The 22,415-nt window shown below is 45.4% G+C and carries 15 protein-coding genes; 4 read left to right on the forward strand and 11 right to left on the reverse strand.

The window, feature by feature from the left end; translation table 11 throughout:
- Positions 1–8: 8 nt before the first annotated feature.
- The 3 genes from AC1DP6_RS19130 to AC1DP6_RS19140 all read right to left on the reverse strand — a co-directional run bounded on the left by AC1DP6_RS19130 (position 9) and on the right by AC1DP6_RS19140 (position 7,824).
- Positions 9–1,790 carry a SusD/RagB family nutrient-binding outer membrane lipoprotein gene (locus tag AC1DP6_RS19130; RefSeq protein ID WP_477056260.1) on the reverse strand — a complete coding sequence of 594 codons (1,782 nt, stop codon included), beginning with the start codon at positions 1,788–1,790 and terminating at the stop codon, positions 9–11.
- A gap of 9 nt (positions 1,791–1,799) precedes the next feature.
- Positions 1,800–5,057, reverse strand: a complete 3,258-nt coding sequence (locus AC1DP6_RS19135; RefSeq protein ID WP_477056261.1) for a SusC/RagA family TonB-linked outer membrane protein — start codon at positions 5,055–5,057, stop codon at positions 1,800–1,802.
- A gap of 250 nt (positions 5,058–5,307) precedes the next feature.
- On the reverse strand, positions 5,308–7,824 hold the full coding sequence (locus AC1DP6_RS19140; RefSeq protein WP_477056262.1) for an AfsR/SARP family transcriptional regulator: 2,517 nt from the start codon (positions 7,822–7,824) through the stop codon (positions 5,308–5,310).
- Between the two features lie 312 nt (positions 7,825–8,136).
- On the opposite strand from AC1DP6_RS19140, the gene AC1DP6_RS19145 reads away from it, so the two are divergent.
- A complete protein-coding gene (locus tag AC1DP6_RS19145) occupies positions 8,137–9,714 on the forward strand; it encodes an arylsulfatase (protein WP_477056263.1) in 1,578 nt (525 codons plus the stop codon).
- A 22-nt stretch (positions 9,715–9,736) separates the two neighbouring features.
- Here the strand turns inward: AC1DP6_RS19145 and AC1DP6_RS19150 are convergent, their stop codons facing one another.
- From AC1DP6_RS19150 to AC1DP6_RS19170, 5 genes are all read right to left on the reverse strand, one after another.
- Positions 9,737–10,378 carry a DUF2306 domain-containing protein gene (locus AC1DP6_RS19150; protein ID WP_477056264.1) on the reverse strand — a complete coding sequence of 214 codons (642 nt, stop codon included), beginning with the start codon at positions 10,376–10,378 and terminating at the stop codon, positions 9,737–9,739.
- Between the two features lie 98 nt (positions 10,379–10,476).
- Positions 10,477–11,601, reverse strand: a complete 1,125-nt coding sequence (locus AC1DP6_RS19155; RefSeq protein WP_477056265.1) for a helix-turn-helix domain-containing protein — start codon at positions 11,599–11,601, stop codon at positions 10,477–10,479.
- Positions 11,602–11,699: 98 nt separating this feature from the next.
- Positions 11,700–13,259, reverse strand: coding sequence for an arylsulfatase (locus AC1DP6_RS19160; protein ID WP_477056266.1), 1,560 nt, complete (start codon positions 13,257–13,259; stop codon positions 11,700–11,702).
- A 54-nt stretch (positions 13,260–13,313) separates the two neighbouring features.
- Entirely contained in the window at positions 13,314–14,225 is a 912-nt protein-coding gene (locus AC1DP6_RS19165) for a transporter (RefSeq protein ID WP_477056267.1), read from the reverse strand.
- 248 nt (positions 14,226–14,473) lie between these two features.
- Positions 14,474–15,115, reverse strand: coding sequence for a class I SAM-dependent DNA methyltransferase (locus AC1DP6_RS19170; RefSeq protein WP_477056268.1), 642 nt, complete (start codon positions 15,113–15,115; stop codon positions 14,474–14,476).
- 219 nt (positions 15,116–15,334) lie between these two features.
- Here AC1DP6_RS19170 and AC1DP6_RS19175 point away from each other — a divergent pair, with 219 nt between their 5' ends.
- Positions 15,335–16,735, forward strand: a complete 1,401-nt coding sequence (locus AC1DP6_RS19175; RefSeq protein ID WP_477056269.1) for a DUF1254 domain-containing protein — start codon at positions 15,335–15,337, stop codon at positions 16,733–16,735.
- Here the strand turns inward: AC1DP6_RS19175 and AC1DP6_RS19180 are convergent, their stop codons facing one another.
- The gene (locus AC1DP6_RS19180; protein WP_477056270.1) at positions 16,736–17,758 is read right to left on the reverse strand and encodes an LLM class flavin-dependent oxidoreductase; all 1,023 of its coding nucleotides are present in this window, start codon (positions 17,756–17,758) and stop codon (positions 16,736–16,738) included. It abuts the gene before it with no gap.
- Positions 17,759–17,944: 186 nt separating this feature from the next.
- Here AC1DP6_RS19180 and AC1DP6_RS19185 point away from each other — a divergent pair, with 186 nt between their 5' ends.
- Positions 17,945–18,316 (forward strand): hypothetical protein, encoded by a 372-nt coding sequence (locus AC1DP6_RS19185; protein ID WP_477056271.1) that lies wholly within the window; start codon positions 17,945–17,947, stop codon positions 18,314–18,316.
- 34 nt (positions 18,317–18,350) lie between these two features.
- Positions 18,351–19,976 carry a dihydroxyacetone kinase subunit DhaK gene (locus tag AC1DP6_RS19190; RefSeq protein ID WP_477056272.1) on the forward strand — a complete coding sequence of 542 codons (1,626 nt, stop codon included), beginning with the start codon at positions 18,351–18,353 and terminating at the stop codon, positions 19,974–19,976.
- Positions 19,977–20,088: 112 nt separating this feature from the next.
- On the opposite strand, the gene AC1DP6_RS19195 is transcribed toward AC1DP6_RS19190, so the two are convergent.
- Both AC1DP6_RS19195 and AC1DP6_RS19200 read right to left on the reverse strand, forming a co-directional pair.
- Positions 20,089–21,201 (reverse strand): serine hydrolase domain-containing protein, encoded by a 1,113-nt coding sequence (locus tag AC1DP6_RS19195; protein ID WP_477056273.1) that lies wholly within the window; start codon positions 21,199–21,201, stop codon positions 20,089–20,091.
- Positions 21,202–21,303: 102 nt separating this feature from the next.
- Positions 21,304–22,338, reverse strand: a complete 1,035-nt coding sequence (locus tag AC1DP6_RS19200; protein WP_477056274.1) for an endo alpha-1,4 polygalactosaminidase — start codon at positions 22,336–22,338, stop codon at positions 21,304–21,306.
- Positions 22,339–22,415 lie beyond the last annotated feature (77 nt).

Raw genomic sequence — 22,415 nt, forward strand, 5'->3', positions numbered from 1 at the left:
ACATTGTTTTATGGGCGATAAGTCAGGGAAACACCATATCTGAAACCGTTGGCAGCGGCAGCTGCGTCCAGCGACTGAATAGTGGTACCATACCATTTCCGCAGGAAAGCATAATCGTAGGTAGCATTGGCGCCGGCCCAATCAGGAATTTCGCGGTGTTTTGCAAAATGCAGCTCCTGGTAAATGTCGTAATCATCTACACGGGTAGTACCTAAGGCTTGTAATGCACTCTGGTAACCAACAGGATTAAGATTCACCACAGATACCGGGTAAGACATTCTGCCAGGAATATCGGAATATGTTGGATTAGGCGAGTACGTGGCATTTCCACCGGGATTGGTATGTGGTGGCAGGTTAAACACCCATGTTCTACGTTCCAGGGCCCAGCAATCAAAGCCGCCATCCGGGAAATAATTCAACCAGCGTTGTGTCCATATTTTGTAATTATCATCCTGCGGAATATCGGTGTTGACAAGGCTCAGGTAATTATTAAATCCTTTCCCTCTGGTCCCCCATTTAATACCATCTCTTGCTTTGTAAGCATCCCGCAGGGCGCTGTTGATACCCCAGTAAGCAAAGTTGGCATCGATACCTGCATAGTAATATTGCTCCGGCGCCATAGCCCCACCATAGCCCAGTTTGGCCGCTTCGGCTTTCAGGAAAAATGATTCGGAAAAAGACAACATAATAAAGGGCCGGTTCGGCTGAAAGATGATCGGATTAGCATTTGAATAAGCCTTGATGTCCGCACCACCTACCACATCTGCAAGTCCGGCAAGATTAGTCCAGCCGGCCAGTTTGGTACCTGCTTTAGGCTGTCCGAGGTAAGGTATAGGATAAGTCACCACCCTCAGCGAATCGTCCAGGTCACTCGTAAGGGTATCTGTTACCAAAAAGCGATTAGCTAATGGTACGGTATCATAATAAACAGATAATCTTGGATCACTGTACGACCTGAAAAGTGTGAGCATATATTCACTCAGCTTGGGCGCCTGCCCCGTAGCCGTAGGATTGTAGGGAAAGTAGCCATTGCCTTTGATATACTTTACGAAGTAAGGATTTTCATTTCCATTCACATTTTCAAAACTCATCTTCGCGGTTTCCATTTCGTTACTGATGGTGGCTGCTTCTGACGACATCACCTCCCGGATATGATCCGTGGCTACGCTACCCAGATTTTTCGTGCACTGCAGCGCTATCTTTAACCGCAGGGTATTTGCAAACTTCACCCAGTTCTGCAGGTTCCCGTTGTAAATAACATCATAGGCCATTTTATCACCGGCAGGTTTTATTTTACCTGCTGCATCTTTTAAGGTAGTCAGTACATAACTGTATATGGCGTCTTCACCATCGAATTCGATAGCGGAAAGATGTTCCGGATCATTGGCCTGTGTTAACGGCACCGGGCCATAGTTACCTGCCAGGATAGAATATGCATAGGCTTTCACTATCCGGGCTATCTGCACCCGGTTATTAAAGGCGGAATCGTTTCCATAATTCAGCTCTATCTGTTGCAGATTCCCGAGCACACCCTGATACATGGTTTGCCATAAACCGGCGTCCGTTACATCATACCGGTTGCTCTGCTGGCAAAGCAAATGGCCCAGATCCCAGTATTTGCTGGTATTGTGATTCGCCATCTGGGTATTCAGGTTTTTTACGGCCGCCAGAATGCCGGCTTCCGGTGTGGCTTTTGTAAACTGTGTAGGATCGGTGTTGAGACGGGTAAAATCTTTTGTACAACCCCAACACATCATCACGATAAAAGAAAATATAACAACTGCTTTCATGTTACTCATTTAAAAAGTTACTTTCAGGTCAAATCCATAAATCGCATAAGGGAAAGATCCACCAGACTCAATACCCTGGGCATTACCCGTTGTATTAGCGGCTTCCGGATCTATACCCTGCGGCGTATGTTTAAAAAGTGTCCACAGGTTTCTGCCTACAAAGGCCAGGCGGGTGCTTTTAAAAGGCGTGCCCTTGATGATCCTTGCCGGAATAGTATAGCCGAATATCAGTTCACTGAGTTTAATGTTGGAAGCGTTATAAGTAATGGCAGGCGTATTGTTTACCACCATATCCGAATTGTAGGTGGTGGGATTCATCCAGATGCTGCTTTTTACACCCGGTTGCATACGACCATCTTTATCGAGAATATATTTTCCTTGTTTATCTACCAAAGGGAAATAGGCTTCGTTATACCTGGCGCCTTTAGGTCTGTCCCCATCCTGGTAAGCCGTGTTACCTGTACTGGTGGCCTGTCCTACGCCCATACGTTCCTGATCGTTCTCTCCCAGTATTACATTGCTCATCAGCCATTCATCCCTGCCATACAAACTGGCGATGGTATTGCCGGCAAAGTTGGCGCGGCCATAGGAAGCGGAATAAAGAATGCCACCCCATTTCACGGTAAATAAAAACGATAAATCAAAGGCACCATATTTAAAGTTGGACCCCAATGATCCAATCCAGTCAGGATGAAAATTACCCAGCAGCACATTCGGATCGGCAATCGTTCTGCCATTGGAAGGATTCACCAGGATAGTGTCGTGGCTTTTATAAGGGGCATTACCCGTCAGTTGTCCGTAAGGCTGACCCACAATAGCATTGACAGTAGCACCCAATGTGGTACCAAGGGCCAGTTTATTAATACCCGGCGCCAGGGAAAGCACGGTATTACGGTTCATTGACCAGTTGGCCAATACATTCCAACGCAGCTTCTTCGTTTGCAACGCTACCGCATTTACAGATACTTCCAACCCTCTGTTCCTCATTTCACCAGCGTTCATCACACGGGTAGAAAAACCTGTTTCCGTAGGGATCTGCGCTTTGATGATCTGATTAGTGGTGTTAGACTGATATACGTTGGTGGTTACCTGTAACCGGCTTTGAAAGAAGGCCAGCTCCACCCCCGCTTCGCGGGAGAACGTTTTTTCCGGTTTCAGTGCGTTGTTATTCAGTTGGTTGCCGGAGCCATAGCTCAGGTAAGGAAAGCCCTGAAACAAGCCACCATAGGAGTAAGTAGTGATCAGCGATTGTGGTGGTGCTGCATTACCTACCTGGGCAACAGAAGCTCTCAGCTTACCATAATTCAGAATACTGGTTTTAGGTAAGAAGTTGGAGAAAATAAAACTTCCACTCAGGGATGGATAGAAAAAAGAACTGTTGGCTACCGGTAAGGTGGATGACCAGTCGTTGCGGGCAGTAACATCGAAAAACAGGAAGTCCCTGAATCCAACCGTAGCACTACCGTAAATCGATTGCACATTAGACCGTACGTTGGATTCAAAAGCGAAGGGAAACGCGTTACTGTTTTGAATACTCGGCATATCATGTACCAACAGGGAAGAAATATTTGCGCCTCTGTTGAGATTATTGACAGTCACGTATTCCGCGCCGGCGTTGGCTGTCAGCGTAATGGATTTGCTTAGCTTATTATTATACATGAACATTCCCTGGTAATCCCACATCTGGTTGTTCTGAGAAGAATTGGAATAATATCCCAGCGGTGTTTTCAGTCCACCCAGCTCCTTATACTGATAAAAGCTGGCAAAAGCGATATCAGTAGATGCCTGCAAACGGAAACTCAGGTGACTGGTCAGTTTAGCCGTAGCCGTTATACCTCCCAGAATCCTGTTGCGGGTATCTTCATTCTGATTTTCATATAACATCCACATAGGATTTTCTGTATTGTTCACCGAGCCATAGGTAACAGAGTTACCATTCGCATCTGCCCACGGTGTAAGTGCATCGATATTTAAGCTGCGGGGCATATACACGTAGGCCGACATAGGACTCGATGCGTCCAGGTTGCGATAGGTACGGTTCTTTGTACCCTGGTTGGTATACGTTATTCTTGTATCAATGTTGATGATATTTCCCAGCTTACGGCTGGCGGTCAATGCCAGGTTATGCCGCTTGATAATATTCTGGTTCTTCAATACATCATCGCTGTTGGTAAAAGTATAAGACAAACGGAAGGCAGAAAGCGCATCGGCCTTGCTGATAGAAATACCGGAAGCATTGGTGACACTGGGTTTATAAAAGGAGGTCACATTGCTGGGTTGTGGCGAGTAGCCACCTGGTATAGGCTTACCGTTAAAGTCGTTGTAAGGTTGTCCTAACATAGGCATGCCCCAGGTAGCGCCATTGGTACCCATGCGCACCGCGCCGGTACCCGGCACAATGTTGTTGCCATTTCCCACCAGGAAGCCGTTGCCCCCTTCCCCATATACATTCTGATAGGCGGGAAACTGTGTGATGCTATTGATTATCGTATTCTGATTAATTGCGATACCCAGGTTGGCGTCTTCTATCTTACCTTTTTTAGTCACCACGAGGATGGCCCCGTTGGCGGCTCTTGACCCATAAAGGGCCGCAGCATTAGGTCCCTGTAGCACCGTGATGGATTCCACATCATCCGGATTCAGATCGGCAGCGCCATTTCCAAAATCCAGTTTATCATCTGCCGAATTTTCGCCCATATCGTTGTTAATGGGTACCCCATCCACTACCCACAATGGCTGGTTGTTCTGAGTCATCGAGTTTTCCCCGCGGATCACCACCCTGCTGGAAGATCCTGGCTGCCCATTGGTAGTCACCTGTAAGCCTGCTACCTTACCGGCTAAACCGTTTACGATGTTCAGGTCCCTGGCTTCCGTAAGATTATCCGGGTTGACGGATTGTGAGGAATAACCAATTGATTTTTTTTGCCGGTTCAAACCAAGTGCACCGGATACAATCACATTTTTTAAATTAATGGCGGATGTCCTTAACGAAAACTGTACGGCTGTTTTCCCGTTAAGGGTAATTTCCTGGCTTTCATAACCAGTCATGGTTGCCCGTAAAATAGTTTTCTGTGGCTCATTGACATAAATGGCGAAAGTACCGTCTTCAGATGTGGCCACGCCATTGCGGGTATCTTTAACCATAATACTAACACCTGGTAAGGGATTGTTTTTGTCATCAGTAGCCTTCCCCCTGATAAGGGTTCGCTGCGCCATTGCCTGCGTACAACAGAACAAGAGCAAGACTGGCAAGCAGAATTTCATCATTGATTGATAATTAATGGTTTAAAAAAGAAACGGGAATCGTGGAACTTTTTCAGAAAAAACGGCTGCTACCATGAAAAGATGGATAGGAAAGGACATCTTTCAGATCGTGGAATACAGTAACGAAGCGCATCGCTGAAAAAAAATAAATAATACTGCAAATCAATGATCTACACGCTAATAAATCCATTAACGATCGCATTAATGCGTCGTTAATCGGTAGATTTTTTTTAAAAAGAAGAAAAAAGGAAGATCAGGAGATGATTTCCTGGAAGTTCAAAACAAATGCTTCTCCATACATATGGAGGTAATCTTTGCAGAACTTTTCATAAACAGACCGGGCAAGAGAAAGCCGGCCCTGCTGAACGAGACTTTTACATTTTATCCGGAGGGCTACTTCGTGGATAGGATCAAAAACGAAAATGGCATTCGCTATTTCTATATAAGTTTCCGGAGATGTGGTGGCGGGTAACTCATCTATGGCCATCAATAGTACATCCAGTGCTTTCGAGGAAATTTCAGATTTAATATCTTCCAGCCAGGCGTATTCTGTGCGATACAGAAAGGTACCTTCTTTGACTATTTTCAATAAGGCAGTTAAACGTTCTGGTCCCAGCGCCCCCGACTTTACCAGCCAACTGAAATCGGCGAGGTCTATCCACAACAATGCCGGATCGTATTGCATTTTCCACCTGCCCTCTTCCCGTAGAATTACACCGCTACCCAACTTTTCCAGTATGCCTTTTAGTTTCACCATGTTAACAGAGCGGTTATTCCGCGCATCCCTTTCCGACTTATCATGCCAGAGCAGCTCATATAATTTTTCGGAAGAGATGCCCTTGCCTGACCATTCGGTATGTATGAGAATCAACAGGAACATTTCTTTGAGCAAGGGTGAAAACAAATGTGTCAACGAATTTTTGTCTTTGTCGATCACCTGGAATTCGCCGAATAACAACAACGCTGCTTTATTCTCTGACCGGTCGGGCCATCCATCTTCAGCAGCGGCAGTGACTCCCGGTGCTGGCGCCCGTACGTGTACCACGGACGCTTCTTCTTTTACGACAACAGGTATCACTTTTCTTTGCGGCTTCCGCTTATATATATAATATATGAGCACTCCCACCACGCCGGTGACGGCCAGGAGTAACAGCCACCATTTCATCTCCATACCTGCTTTATTACCCCCAGGCGTCAATGACAACTGTCCGGGAGGAAAGGCCAGGGAATAGATCCTTATTTCAGTGGACTTATCTCTGTCTGTTATCTGCGTTATAGCTACCAACTGGTTGCTCCGCGGGCAATAGAACAAATCCACCCCGGAGCGGTTGTCGAGGAAAGCATAGGGAATAGTATCGGCCGCCAGCTGATACTCCGGGCGCAACAGCGAACCTTTGATCAGTTGCAGCCGTGATTTAAACCGGTCGTTTGGAAACATCAGGGCATAGTAACTATGATCGGTGGTATCGATGACCATAGAAGACGCAAATACAAATGGCTCCGCGGGTTCCCGTAAATTGAACAGCTTCTTAATACTTTTACGTTTCACATCAAACTGCAGCAGGTCGTAATAGTAGGTAGGGTTGAGCATCTGCTCTCCGGTACCGCTGCCATAACCACCAAGGATATACGCGGTATCGCCTCCATGTGACACACCCAGTGCTGCCAGGTATCTTGGCTTATAATCAGTTTGCTGCACGTTCACGATCTCCCATTTCCGGGTGGCAAATCCATAGCGCTGTACCAGGTTTTTATATTTCAACTGCCCATAGCCACCCAGAATATATAAGGCGTTTTCACTGCTGTTAATAAACTTATTCGTTTGCCAGTATTCGGTGATGTCTACTGAATCAAATGACATGTCCCAGTTGCGGTTGCCCGGCATATAACCCGACAGTTGCCGCTGGTCGATATGAATACTGTATAAGATACGATCACCGGGATGGTAGATAGCCTGAAATCCGGCGGAAAGATATACGGGTCTGATAAGCGCTTCGGACCGCATTACCTTATCACGCATGAGAAAATGATAGATGCTGTCGATACCCACGGCGTGTATTTCTTCTTCCGAAGGATCAAAAGTATAACTACCATTACCCTTCACCGTTAGTACCTGTAACAGTTGCCATTGCTGGTGCAACGGCGTACCCCACACCGGATTATTGACAGTGGCTACTTTGCCATGGATACTGTCTACCGCAGTTTTTCCGCTCAGCTCATTCAGTGGCCAGTAAGCAAACAGTTGCTTGTCTTTAAACAACGACACCTCCTTTAACTGCATGGGTGGGAGATCCGTGGTTTTAAAATTATGCAGCTGACAGGCACCAAAAAAAATCCGGAAACACTGATCTTCCAGGTTTATTTTCGTACTGCCACAAGACTTCCCATTCACCATCAACGCCAACACCTGCTGATCATACTGCAGGGAACAACTGTTCCAGCGATGAAATAGCGCAGCGCTGTCCAACTGAAAATCAAGATGGGCAAAGGTATCGCCGAAAATAATATTGAATTTCCTGTCTTTATGATTGTAGATAAGATCTATATGCTGCTGAGGATTGTTAATCAATCTCACCAGGTATCCATAATAAACACTGCGATCGGGGAAGAAAGTAAAGTTAAACGATAAGCCGAAGCTGCCATCCAGACAAAACGGTTCATTCCCATGCAGCATGAGCGATGTCCTTTTCTCCTGTACCTGCTCAAAGGAAGAGAAGACCAGGCCTTGCGATCTGACAGGTAAACAATTGCCTGCGAAAAAAAATATCACTGCCCCAAAAATGAGAAGGGCTTTATGTGAGCAAATATTCATAGTGGAACACTAAAGGGCACATCGATCTGATAACAGGCTGCAAGTTATAATATTAAATCATATCACCCTTGCCCACCCCATCTGCTAATAATGCCTGGATACTATTTTGGTTGTTAGGGCTTCAAGGTAACAAAAGATCACCTGTTTTCCGAAAGGAGTTGTTTTATCCCTATTACTCTACTAATTTAGTAGAATAATAACGTCAGCTTTTAGCCATTAGCTTTTAGCTTTTAGTAAAATGCAGCGGAGATAAATATATTTAAAATGCAGATGGACAACGCAAATAAAATAACCAAAGTACTTGCCCTTTTATTCATTGGTCTGCTACTGACTTCAGCATCCATTCATGCGCAAAAGAAACCCAATATCATTGTCATACTGGCGGACGACATGGGCTTTTCTGATCTGGGTTGCTTTGGCTCGGAAATCCATACGCCTCACTTGGACAAGCTGGCAAAAGGTGGCCTGGTGATGAACCAGTTTTATAATGCCGGCAGGTGCTGCCCTTCCAGAGCGGCTTTGCTGACAGGCTTATATCCCCATCAGGCAGGCGTAGGCGATATGGTACAGGATAGAGGTTACCCCGCTTACCAGGGCTACCTGAACGATAGCTGCGCTACCATTGCAGAATTACTAAAAACGGCTGGCTATTCCACTATCATCTCCGGCAAATGGCATGTAGGATTAGTACCTGCTGCCTGGGCGGGCAACCGGGGCTTCGACAAATCCTTTACCCTGCAGAACAATGGGAGCAATTATTTCAATTCAAAGCCTTTGTATAACGATGGCAGAAAAGTAACCTTCCTGTTGAATAATAAAGAAGTGGTCAGAGAAGATACTTCTCTTTATTTAACACAGGCGATTACCAACTTTGCGGTGGAAGCGCTGGAAGAACAAAAAAATAAATTGAATCCGTTCTTCCTCTATGTAGCGTATAATGCGCCACACTGGCCCATACAGGCCCTGCCCGAAGACATTGCCCGCTACAAAGGAAAATACATCAGTGGCTGGGATAGCTTACGACAAAGCAGGTACGAAAAGCTGATCGCTACCGGACTGATAAAAAAAGAGTGGCTGCTATCTTCCAAACTAACGAAGATACCGGCATGGAATACCTTATCTGATGCAGAGAAAGACAGACAGGATACCAGGATGGCCATTTATGCCGCCATGATAGACCGCATGGACAGGGAAATAGGTCGATTGCTCGATAAACTCAAAGCTATTCACCAGGACGACAATACGCTTATTCTTTTTCTGTCTGACAATGGCGGCAGCGCTGATGATGTGAAAAACTGGGACTATGTGATCCAGCAATCCGGTATGCCTGGTTCCGTAACGTCTATCGACAGCTATGAAATTCCCTGGGGTACGGTAAGTAATACGCCTTTCCGGGGATTCAAAAAAAATACGCATGAAGGTGGCATCTCCACTCCTTTCATCGCTTACTTTCCCGGTGTGATTAAACCTGGTACCGTCAATCACCAGGTGGCGCATGTGATAGATATTATGCCTACCTGCTTAAGTGCAGCCGGCATCCCTTATCCTGCTTCCTTCCATCGGCGAAAACTTACCCCATTACAGGGTACTTCTCTTTACAACGCCTTTCACAATAAACCGTTTAAAGACCATACCGCCCTGTGCTGGGAACATGAGGGCAGTCGTGCTGTGAGGAAAGGAAAATGGAAACTGGTAGCCGAAAAAGGGGAGGTATGGGAATTGTATGATATGGAAAAAGACCGATCCGAAACGCATAATATCGCCCCACAAAACCCGGCCAAAGTGGCCGAACTGCAACAGGATTATAACGCCTGGGCCGCTAAAGTGGGTGTGGTAGATTTACCATAACATCGTTCCGGCTCAGCAAGGTTTAGGCGGACTTCTTTCTATAACAGCTCACCATAAATCCTATCGCTACCAGGAAACATAATAGCGAAGGCAAGTATTGGCTATGTGGCTGGTACTGCGATAAAACAGTACCGGAAAAAGCTGAAAGCAATCCACTGAAAGCGCTGACCATTTTTAAAATATGCTCGTACAGCCATATGCTAGCGTTGGTATACGCAGCGGCAGGAATCAGGTACCGGGCAAAATCCCAGGTCACTATAAAAACCAGGTATCCTACACTGCTGTACATCACTACCGGCGCCCATATCATGCCCATAGACCTGAAATAATACAGCACATACAGCACCGTTGCTACTGCCAGTAAGGCAATACCTACGTCCAATAACTTCGCCCGGTTGGATTTAGTTTGTAAGACACGGTAACCGGAAAAACCCATATACCCGCTTAGCACCGTGATCAACAACAAAAATGTATTTCTGCCAAAAACGAAGACACCCAGCAAACCGGTGATGATCACGATAACTAAAAGCCACAGGAATACTTTTCCCAACCACCGGTGAAACTGGCCTCCCTTTCTGGCAATTAACGTCATAATACCCGTTAATAAGGCGGCCGTGCCGCTCCCGATATGCACCAAAATATTGGCCTGATGTAATACTTCCATCGTCATCTTTTTTTAATGAGAAGATGATACAAATGAAAGGTTTTTAACCCGCTCCGGGGTCCTGCAAGGTAGGGATGGACCAGTAAATACGGAAGTTTTCAGGATTTCTGGTATTGAGACGGTGTAATACCCACCATCTCCTTAAAAATTTTATTAAATGACGATTTTGACCGGAACCCGCAATCATATCCGATATCAATAATAGCGTAATGTGCGTAAGCAGGATCCTTTAACCGCTCTTTGACGGCTGCCACCCGATAGCTGTTGATGAAGGTAAAGAAGTTGACCGCCGCCTGCTGATTGATCACCTGCGATAGTTGGTTACTGGTCATTTCTAATTGGTCTGCCAGGGTCGCCAGACTCAGATCCTCTTCTAAATAAGGTTTGTGCTCGTCCATATGCTGCTTCAGTTTATCAAACAGCCCGGCTGCCATCGTTTCATTCAGACCGGAGTTTTTATAGCTGGACGCAGCACCACTCCCGGTTGCTTCCGGTATATTGGTAAAAATCACGGTCTGCCGTAAGCCAAAATAACCGATAAAGAAAATGTATGCCGCCAGGACACTTCCTACCACGGCAAACAAATAAGAATAAGTCAGCAGCCCGGTATGCACGCCAAACCTGATGAGGAGAAATAACACCACAAACTCTATAAGTAAAGAAGTAACTACCCACTTCAGCCAATTCAGATTCACTTCTTCCGTATAGGAATAGCTATCCGGTAACGATCGCTGATACCGCAGTAATACCCGCAGGCTCAATATTGCATAGGTTCCCGGAACAATGGCCAGCAACATATTTAAAGTCTCCGCCAGCCAATCAGGTACATTTGTTCCAAAATGCAGGAACCCATTAGCCGCATGCACATTATCAGGATGCATGCTCACCAAACCCGCAATCACTCCGTTGAATAGCAGATAAGGCAATACATGCGCCCACGTTCGCCGCCATTTAAATGCAGGCCCGAAAGCCAGGGAATAAATATACAGATAAAGCACAGGAGCACTCAGCAAGGGAAGCGAAAACCCCGATAATTGCAGGTATTCAGCAGCCACCGGTTGTACAGACAGGTTATCATAATAGAATAATAGTTGCAGCGCCGTAATCCCTAACCAGACCATCAACAGCTGATCCGTGTTTGAATTCTTTCTTTTGGCATTCAACAGTAGTATGAGAAAACATCCCTGTATAGCGCCGGATAATATGAGAGATCTGAGCAGCATTTCATATGTTTATCAGCTGGTAATTTAATGTAATCCCACAAAAAAGGGGATAGCAATAAATTGCCATCCCCTGTACACAAATCAAAAAAGACAAATACTTAAGGTCTGTTTTCTTCCGGAATCTGGAAATAAGGGCCGCCGCCTATCAGCGACTTCCTGTTCGGATATTTCCTCACCTCACTGAAATGTTTGGTTAAAACCGGAGACATATACATCGTAAGTGCCCAGCCACGATCAGGGCCGGAATTTCTGCCGGGAGATGTTTTAACCCCCTGCGAAGGAGCGGCACCGTTAAAGAGAATGTCATAATTTTCAGCAGGATCCCATAAAAGATTATAAACAGCAGGGGCACTGGTCAATGGCATGCTCGGGCCAAGCCAACTGTCTTTCGCTGTAAAAAGGAATTTATAATTTTTCACCCGTACACCGCCAAAAGACTGATCATAATAGAAAAAGAATTCCTCCCGTTTACTGGGACCTTTGCCTAACAGATAGTCGCTATTATCGATACCATCAAAGACAATAGGATTTCCTTTGTTATCTTTCCAGATATGCGGAGGTGGCTGTACGCCGATAAGGCTGGCAAAAGTAGGCCACCAGTCCATATGTGACATCATTTCTGCGGAAGTAGTGCCGGGCTTGATATGTCCTTTCCATGCAGCAATGCAGGGTACACGAAAACCTCCTTCGTACGCCGTTCCCTTTGCACCTCTGAAAGGCGTATATCCGGCATCAGGCCATGCATCTACCCAGGCGCCATTATCCGTTGTCCATACAATCAAGGTATTTTCTTCCAGTCCCAGCTCCCTGATGGTCTGAATAACGCGACCTGAGTTATCATCCAGTTCCATTAAGGCATCCTGGTATGGCATGCCTGCAGGTGATTTGCCCTTCCAGGCAGCAGAAGGAAAATTAGGCTGATGCACTTTCATGAAGTTAAGATACATGAAGAAAGGCTTGCTGTCTTTTGCATGGTCTTTGATCCACGAGATCGCAGTTTCCCTGATTTCAGTATCACTTGTTTCGAGATTTTTATACGTAAATTCCCTCGTCTTTCTCGGCTGCTGTCCGGGCTTTTGCTCCCATTCACCCAAATTCACATTCGCCCACTGTCTCATAAAAGCAGTATCATTTTTGGGCCATGAAGGATTCAGGTTCTGGTCATCATAAGCATATACACCGGCATAATACGGCAGCATATGATACATTTCTTCAAAGCCCACAGCAGTAGGATATGCTTCAGGCACATCTCCCAGATGCCACTTACCTAACTGCACAGTGGAATAACCATTCTGCTTTAAAAATTGTGCAACAGTGGGTGTTTCGTTGGTGATGTGATCAGGATCTCCCGGTACCAGCACCAATGAAAGTGCTGTCCGGATAGGAATACGCCCTGTCATAAATGAGGCACGCCCTGCGGTGCAACTGGCCTGTCCATAATAGTTTACGAAACGGGTACCTTCCGATGCCAGTCTGTCGAGATGTGGTGTGGGAGCACCTCTCATGGCGCCGCCCCCGAAACAGCCCACATCTCCCCAGCCAACATCATCTGTCATAATAAAAAGTATGTTAGGCTTCTTCTGCGCCTCCAGGTGATTACAAGTGAGCAGTAGCAGCAACACTAATCCTGTACAATAAACAGTTTGTTTAATGAACATAAGTACCGATTTAAGTAAAAAAATGGGTTTCTATAAACACAAAGCGGTTCCGCTTTACATACGAAGGGTATACATATAGCTGAATGTAAATGCCAGCACATCTGCGCCTTTATTCTGATGTACTGTTTTCATGAAAGCCAGTCCCAGTAAGTGCCGGCGCTTAATCATATCTTTGACGGTAGCTCCTACTTTAATCGTGTTCTGACTGTTATCCTGCCCTACTCCATCGAGATAACTCTGTCCCCCGAATGCAGAAAAGAAATCAGCGGATAACCAGAGCGTAGGCGTAAAATTGTAACTAATATGTGTGTCCAGTCCCAATATAGGTTTGATCGTTTCCTGCCGGGCTTTCTTCACTTTATTGTTGGGGGTGGTAAACATCACACTTGGATAAAAGTCCCATATAAACCCTTTGCCAAAAGCCTGGGAAAGTCCGATTTCCGGCTTGAATATCCAGTGATTGGTGCCGATGTTCAGGGCACTGGTAGTATCATATTTACCCGTAGGTCCCGTCACCTGTAATGTCCAGCTAAGGATTGTTTTCTGTTTATACTTCATGAATTCCGGAAGTGACAATGAAGGAGCACCGATAATATTTGCGCCAATGGTAACAGAAATATCCCCGAAACCGGCATTGGAGCCTTTTATTCCCAACTTCGGAATGTTACCATCCACAAAAGTATAGGGCAACATTACATTCACGCCGGCGGTTTTTCCACCTAAGGAAAAGAAACTGGTAAACCGTGTAAAAAGAATATTGTTGTGGATACCTGTTTGATCCAGATAATGAGAATTTTGTAGTGAAGGAAAATTTGCATTGGCGTAGGTATAATATACACCTAGTGCCTGTGTGCCTTTGGGCACATTAAGATAGGAACGGGGCTCCGTAGGAACTGCCTGGCTACAGGCATCAGAAAGCTTGAGTAGTAGCAACGCTACCACCATAGCCAATTTCAGGCGCTTCATAAGCAATAATTTAGAGGGTCAGTAAATTACATACACACCATGTTAATGACGGAAGTTCATCGTTGTGATGCTAACTACAGGAAATGAAGAAGGAAATTGTTTATGCAGAGGACGGAATAATTCCGGAAATGAGTAACAACTTTTGTAAAAATAGGAGAATGAATTTTATAATCCAAAAAATAATAGCAGATTTTATTTTTTCTACGCTATCAGGAAAAGTGCTGATAACAAAATAATACATGCAGCATTTACATTTTATTTTTTACAGCGATGATCACCAGATCTGTTGTCAGCATACCATCTGTGGCCGGATATACTTTGCGTGTGAGCAATAGGATATCAAAATTATTTTCGGTAAGTGCGGCCATTAAATAATCTGCCTGGTGGTAATAAGTATAGGTAGTATCACCGGTACTGACAGATCTTTTAATACCGGATTTGCTGTAATCATCTTCCATGGTACTGATGTAAAGTACACCCGTAGCAGATAGTAATCTGGCGGCATCTGCAATAAATGTGATGACTTCTTCCTTTGACAAATAAGGAAAACCAAAACCACATAGAACGGCGTCATAAGTGCGGTTGATTTTACCGATATTCCTGGCGTCCATTAACTGAAAAGTCGCCGCCGGGTTATTCAATGCAGCCAGCCGGATCATATTAGGCGCCAGGTCAGTGCCGGTGATATTAAAATCCGGCCGCTTTTCCAACAGGTACTTAGTGATATTACCAGGCCCGCAGGCCACTTCCAAAACATCGGCCTGTTTTCGTGGGATGCTGTTACAAAACAAATCGAATGTATCCTGGTACAGATCTACATTCATGAATTTTTCCTGGTAGAGGTCCGCGCGTTTATTGAATACATCAACAGACATCTGGTTGTTATCCATATAGGGTTAGGTTTGATGTTTTCAATAGCATCAACTCTTCTAATTTACAATTTTCATTCAAACAAATCAGGGGCCTCATTGTTAATAGTTCAGGACATCTCCTTTATTTTTCCTTCGCATAAATAAGCAATCCCCAAATTCCCGGCTGGCATTAGTTATTGATATAACTAGTAATGAGATGGCTATGCTACCTCCTTTCTAACCTTGAAAAATTAAAATATGAAATCTTCCTTACTGTTACTGCTATCTGCGTTATGGTGTTTTACCGGTTGCGTTCAAAATGGCAGCAAAGACAAAAGCGACAGTTCCACGCTAACAGCGGATTCGGCCCAAAGCATCGCGCATGATGCCTGGATTTATTCGTTTCCAATGTTTACCAATTACAGAACGATGTACCTCTATGCGATGGACAAAAAATACCCGGATTACATAGGTGGATTTAATCAATTCAGAAACTATAGCAAAAGCTTTACTTCCAGCGATACCGCCGTGGTAACGCCCAATAATGATACCCCTTACTCCTGGGCAATTCTTAATTTGAGCGATGAACCGGTAATTATCGAAGTACCAGAGATCAAAGACAAGCGGTATTATGCACTGCAGTTAATCGATCTTTATACTTTCAATTTCGGATACATAGGCAGCAGAACTACCGGCACCGGTGCAGGCAGATATATGATTACAGGTCCTGGCCAACACGTCGAAAAACCAGCAGGGGTGGATAGTATTATTCCTTCAGAAACATACCTGGTAACACTTTTAGGAAGAACAGAACTAAAAACAACGCCGAATGACATGGAGAATGTCAGAAAAATACAGCAGGGATTTAAGATCATCAAACTACACGAGTATACCGGGCAACCGGCGCCTTCCGCCAAAAAGTTTGATTTACCACTTCCGGTATATAATCCGGCTGTCATAGGCTCCTATTCTTTCATTGGTCTGTTGAATAACCTGTTGCAATATACCGGCCCTGCACCGGAAGAAGAAGAAACAAGGAAAAGATTTGCCCGCATTGGCATTGAACCCGGAAAACAATTTGACAGCACTGCTTTCTCTGCTGATATACTGGCAGCCATCAATACCGGTGTAAGAAGTGCAGAGAAGGAATTACAGGAAGGCACTGATACCATCACCAATGCAACAGATCTCTTTGGGACGAGAGAAATGTTGCATGGCAATTACTTTAAACGTGCCTTGGGCGCCGCTGCCGGCTTATTCGGCAACACCAAAGAAGAAGCTGTTTATATCGGTACCAGGTCTGATAAAGCCGGCAAGTTCCTGGCAGGAAAAAATGATTATATCATTCGATTCCCCAAAGGACAAACACCTCCTAACAAATACTTCTGGAGTATTACTTTATATGAATTACCCAGCCGCTTCCTGGTTAAAAATCCGATTAACCGGTATTCTATCGGTGACAGAACAAGTAGCTTACAAACGGATCCTAATGGAGACCTTACGTTGTATCTTCAACATCAGCCTCCGTCAAAAGACAAGGAGCCTAACTGGCTGCCTACTCCCGAAGGTGCGTTCTATTACCTGATCAGAATTTATGGGCCGGAACCAGCCATTCTCACAGGCGAGTGGAAAGCACCTCAACCAGAGCTGGTCAAATAATTACTGTAACGCAGGAACAATACGTTTACCGATTAATTCAATGGCGTTTAATAATTTTTCGTGAGAAAGACCTGCGTTATCCATTTGAAAAGTCACTCTTGAAATACCACCCAGGGCATCGCTATGGCGTTTTATTTTTTCGGCTACTTCTTCCGGGCTGCCAATTAATAAAGCGCCGCGGGCGCCTGCCTGTGCATCGAACTGAGCCCTGGTAACCGGAGGCCATCCCCTCTCTTTGCCAATCCTGGTGAACGTTTCGGCATAGCCGGGGAAATAATCTTCTACCGCCTGTTGTGTGGTATCTGCAACATATCCCAATGAGTGGAGACCCACCTTTAATTTTTCCGGGGCATGTCCGGCTTTGGCGCCGGCTTCGCGGTACAGATCTATCAGAGGCCGGAAGCGATGTGTCTCTCCTCCGATGATGGCCACCATGAGTGGCAGTCCGAGTGTACCGGCACGCACAAATGATTGCGGTGTACCACCTACGCCCAGCCAAACCGGCAAAGGATTCTGTACTGGCCGCGGATAAATCGCTACGTTGTTCAGCGCTGCCCGGAATTTGCCTTTCCACTTTACCACTTCATGGTCCCTGATGTGCAGAAACAAGTCCAGCTTTTCTATAAACAACGCATCATAATCTTCCAGGTTATAACCAAACAGCGGGTAGGCTTCTACGAAGGAGCCACGACCCACCACTACTTCTGCACGGCCACGGGAAATAATGTCGAGTGTAGCAAAGTTCTGGAAAACCCTTACCGGATCAGCGGCACTTAAAACCGTTACCGCACTGGTGAGCCGGATTTGTTTGGTGCGGGCTGCGGCCGCAGCCAATATCATGGTGGGCGCTGAATCCAGGAACTCTTTACGATGATGTTCTCCTATACCAAATACATGTAAACCGGCCTTGTCGGCGGCTTCTATCCTTGCCAGTAAATTGGCCATTTCATTCATATTACCTGCCGCATCCAATGCGGTGTCTTTTGCATTTGTAGCTGCAAAGCTGTCGATTCCTACTTCCATAAAATGTGCTTTATTAAACTATCTGTAAGATATCCAATTTTTTGCGGAGCACCATTGCCTGGCATGCTATGCTTTTGCATACCGGCTTACTTCTTTTTATTATCTCTTGGAAAATTGCAAATAAATACTAACTTGATCAATATTAATCATAAACGATCATAAACGATCATTTAAAAACATCATGATATGAAACAGATGCTGACTATTTTAATTGCAGGCCCCTATCGTTCAGGGACCAACGACGATCCTGTTTTAATGGAACAGAATTTAAGGAAACTGGAAGAGATGGCGCTGCCTATATTCCGGGCAGGACATATTCCTGTTATCGGGGAGTGGTTTGCCTTACCGCTGTTGAGGGCAGGAGGCTCCACACGTCCCGGTGATGCGGTGTATGAAGAAATCCTATATCCTGTTGCGGGCCGCCTGATTACAAAATGTGATGCGGTATTAAGAATAGCAGGCGCCTCCAAAGGAGCGGATGAAGATGTACGCATCGCGCAGCAACGGGGACTACCGGTTTATTATACCCTGGAAGATTTATTGGCGGCAGGGGCATAATTATCATTTCGGTATCTTGTAGAAAATTGGCGCTATGAAATTTTTCATCAACGAAGTAGATCAGATCGTGAATGAAGCAATAGATGGATTATTGACGAATCCGGATCTGGCGAAATTAGATAGCTTCCCTGCCATCAGGGTAGTGATACGTAAAGACTGGGACAAATCGAAAGTAGCCGTTATTTCCGGTGGAGGTTCAGGTCATGAGCCTGCCCATGCCGGCTTTGTAGGAAAAGGTATGCTGACAGCGGCCGTATGCGGCGATATTTTTGCCTCCCCGAGCGTAGATGCCGTATTATCTGCCATCCTCGCTACAACAGGTCCTAAAGGCTGTTTACTGATCATAAAAAACTATACCGGCGACCGGCTTAATTTTGGTTTAGCTGCCGAACAGGCCCGTGCCCTCGGACATGAAGTGAGAACCGTTACCGTAGATGATGACGTGGCACTGGGACCTGACGTAAAAAAACGCGGCGTAGCAGGCACCCTGTTTGTCCACAAAGTAGCGGGGCAACTGGCAGAAGAAGGAAAGTCACTCGATGAAATTGCTGACATCGCACAACAGGTGATTGACCGTACCGCATCTATTGGCTTATCACTTACGGAATGCAGGCATTTGGGCCAGCAAACCATCTCCCGTCTGAGCGATGAACAGGTGGAATTAGGTTTGGGCATTCATGGAGAACCCGGTATCAAAGTGATTGCATACGATAAAGCGGATCAGCTGATGGCCATTGCCATGGATACACTGGCGGCCAGTTTGCCGGAAACAAACAACAGATACGCCCTGCTCTTTAACAACATGGGCAGTGTAAGTCCTATTGAAATGGGTGTGCTGGTGAATGCATTCCGAAAAACACCCTTAGGTGATAAAGTTGATTTCATGATCGGCCCTGCCGCGTTGATGTCATCCATCAATATGAGCGGATTTTCCGTGTCTTTACTTCAACTGAACGAGGTAATTGAAAAAGCCTTACTGGCGCCGGCAACACCTGTTGCATGGCAGTTACAGGCATTTAAAAGGCCGGCCAGTATTGCAGCGCCATCACTGCCGGCCACCCTTCCTTTCAAGCCTTCGGATAATAGCCAGGTACAGGAAATTATTTCCTCCACGGGTAGTCTGCTGGTAGCCATCGAAAAAGAAATCAATGACCTCGATGCCAAAGTTGGTGATGGTGATGCAGGATCTACTTTTGCACTCACCGGCAAACGCCTGTTATCTAACATCTCACAGTTACCACTGAACGATACCGGTAAACTACTACAGACCATCGGCCGTATCCTCGCCAGGGAAGCAGGCGGCTCCAGCGGAGTACTGCTATCTATTTTATTTACAGCCGCCGGTAATACATATGCCACCCAACCCGATCTCGGCGCAGCATTGCTGGCAGGCTTGCAGAAAGTAAAAGATTATGGTGGCGCTCAGGCGGGCGACAGAACCATGATTGATGCCCTGCAACCTGCTTTTGAAGCACTGGCTGCCGGGGAAAGCATCAGCACCGCCGCTCAACAGGCACGCAAAGGAGCCGATGATACGAAACATATTATTCGTACAAAATTCGGTCGCTCCTCTTATCTTTCTGAAGAAGTATTAAAAAATATTCCGGATCCGGGTGCAGAAGTAATTGCCAGGGTATTTGAAAAAATCGCGGGGTTATAATCCGCCACGCATTAAAACCAAAGTGCCTTACCTACACATATCTCCTGATGGGAATACGTATAGATAAGGCCTTCGATTACAGGATGTTGATATGTCATTCAACCTGCCGTAGCTATTTCTTTACCGCAGGAAATATATATTTCAACAACACATCGTAAGAATCTTCTCCATCTTCATTATAATTTCCGGCAGTAAGCACCACTTCCATATCAAGTGCGGGCACCATACATATAATCTGTCCACCGTTGCCTTCTGCCACTGTAATGGGGGTTGGCTGGCCTGTTATCGCCGGTTTCGCACACCAGAACTGGTAGCCATATCCTTCCGGTACATCGCTGGTATTGAGTTGCCATTTCACGGCCTCACTGATCCAATCCGCCGCTATCAGTTGCTGATTATTCCAACGCCCCTGCTGCATGTACAAACGTCCTATCTTCAACATATCAATTGGACGCATGCGCAAACCTGATGGCGCCCATACCGTGCTGTCGTCTCTTACTGCCCAGTTAAAGTTTTTAATGCCCATTGGTTCAAACAAATACTTTTTTGCAAAAAGATGAACAGGCATACCCGTTACCTTTTGTATCAGCTGCGCCAAGAGCTGTGTACATCCTCCGTTGTAATTAAAAACAGTACCTGGTGTAGCCACACTATTCCGGCTCAGTACAAAATCCACCACATCTGCTGCTGCCATCAGTTGTCGTTCTCCATTCTCCGGATCTGTGTAGGGCGTGTGTTCATTCCATTCTAAACCAGCACTCATCGTGAGCAGGTCTTTAATAGTAATCCCTCCCCGGGTTCCGGTAGCATACTTTTTATATGCCGGGAAATAATGGAAAATGGAGTCGTTGATACTCCTGATCTTCCCTTGTCCGACTGCAATGGCGACACAAGACGATACAATACTTTTAGTTACACTGCGGCAATCATGTAAACTGTCCCTGGTATGCGCTACTTTACCCACTGGCGTTGGGAATACAGCATCCTCACCCGGAAAGTAATGTTCGTAAATCAGTTTGTTGTGTCGCAAAATCAGGATACTATGCGTATTAAATTTGCCGCCGCTGATCTCCTGTTCCAGACCAATAATTTTACTCTTATCAATATTGGCTTCTTCAAAAGAGCCTGCTTCAAATCCTTCTACCGTAGTATCAGGCACCAGCGTGTGATCATTACGACAGGCAAAAAGAACAATCGCTAAAAGCGTTATGGCCAGGTATTTCATAATATGATGCTGATTTCGGTGATGAACAATCTTGTGTATCACCTATACGACACCATTAAAAGATATTACCCCCACGGTTTCATAAAATTTATTACCGTTTGTTTACCTGTTTTCAAAATACTCAAACGCATCAATCAAATCCAGGTAAGCGCCGTCAAAATGACTGTCAATAATTTTCTGTACGTAAGAAGTGCTATTGCCGTAAATAATATTCTGCCAGTCTTTGTTCCAGTATTCCGCGTAAAAATTGCCTGACCAATCGGGATCCTCTGCGCTGATAAACGGAGGATTGCCTACTTTCCAGCCGGTTTTCCAATAGTAACGGTAATTTTCCACCTCTCCTATTGACATATAACTTACCACCAAACGTTTACCCCCGTTGGCTTTGTGCTTAAGCAGATCTATGTCTGCCGCGGTAAATATAGTCGTGCTGTCAAAAAAAAGATCCATAATAATCAGATCATAATTAGTGGCACGGACTGCTGTAATAAATGCGTTCTTGCTCGCATACTTTCCCGGATCAATGATGTAAAGAAAATTCTTTGCCAGCATAATGTTATTGATATCCGTATTGTTTACACCATATGGTGTAGCCGGATAAGATGGAATATTATCCAGGCCGCGATGGTCTGCCGCAAAAGAAATATAGCCGTTGGCATTATTAGTCGTGTACGACTTGCCCATGTTTACACTCCCATTGCAATAATCCGTTACCAATACTTTTTTGGTGGTTTTAATCCTGTTCAGAAATCCCTGCATCCAGTTTTTATCCGCAGTGGGAGTTGGTTTATTATCGCCGGTGTAGCCGAACAATAGATCTTCCCGGCCTACTGCATCAATGGCTTGTACATAAGCAGTGGCAAGAGGTCCGGTAGATTCTCCATCGGTAGTAACGAGGTCTTGTCCATTTTGTGGGATGATTGCAAATTGTGTGTTCCTTGCTTTGGCATACTGACTAATCCCGATAACAAAGTTTCTCATTTCCTGCCGGTAATCAATGGCTGCTGCTGTTATTTTTTTCTGCAGATCCGCGGCGCCGGGGCGCGCAGGCGTTTGTAACATTTCTTTTGACGTACACCCTGTAATACTGCTGATCACTACGGAAGCCAGCAACAGGTGTCTGTTTAGTGTTTTCATAAATATATGTTATGGTTATTAAAGATGCTGATATAGTTATGCTACGGCAAAGGTTTACCAATAGGGCTTTTCATCAT

It is taken from the genome of Chitinophaga sp. 01L420, from assembly GCF_056399985.1.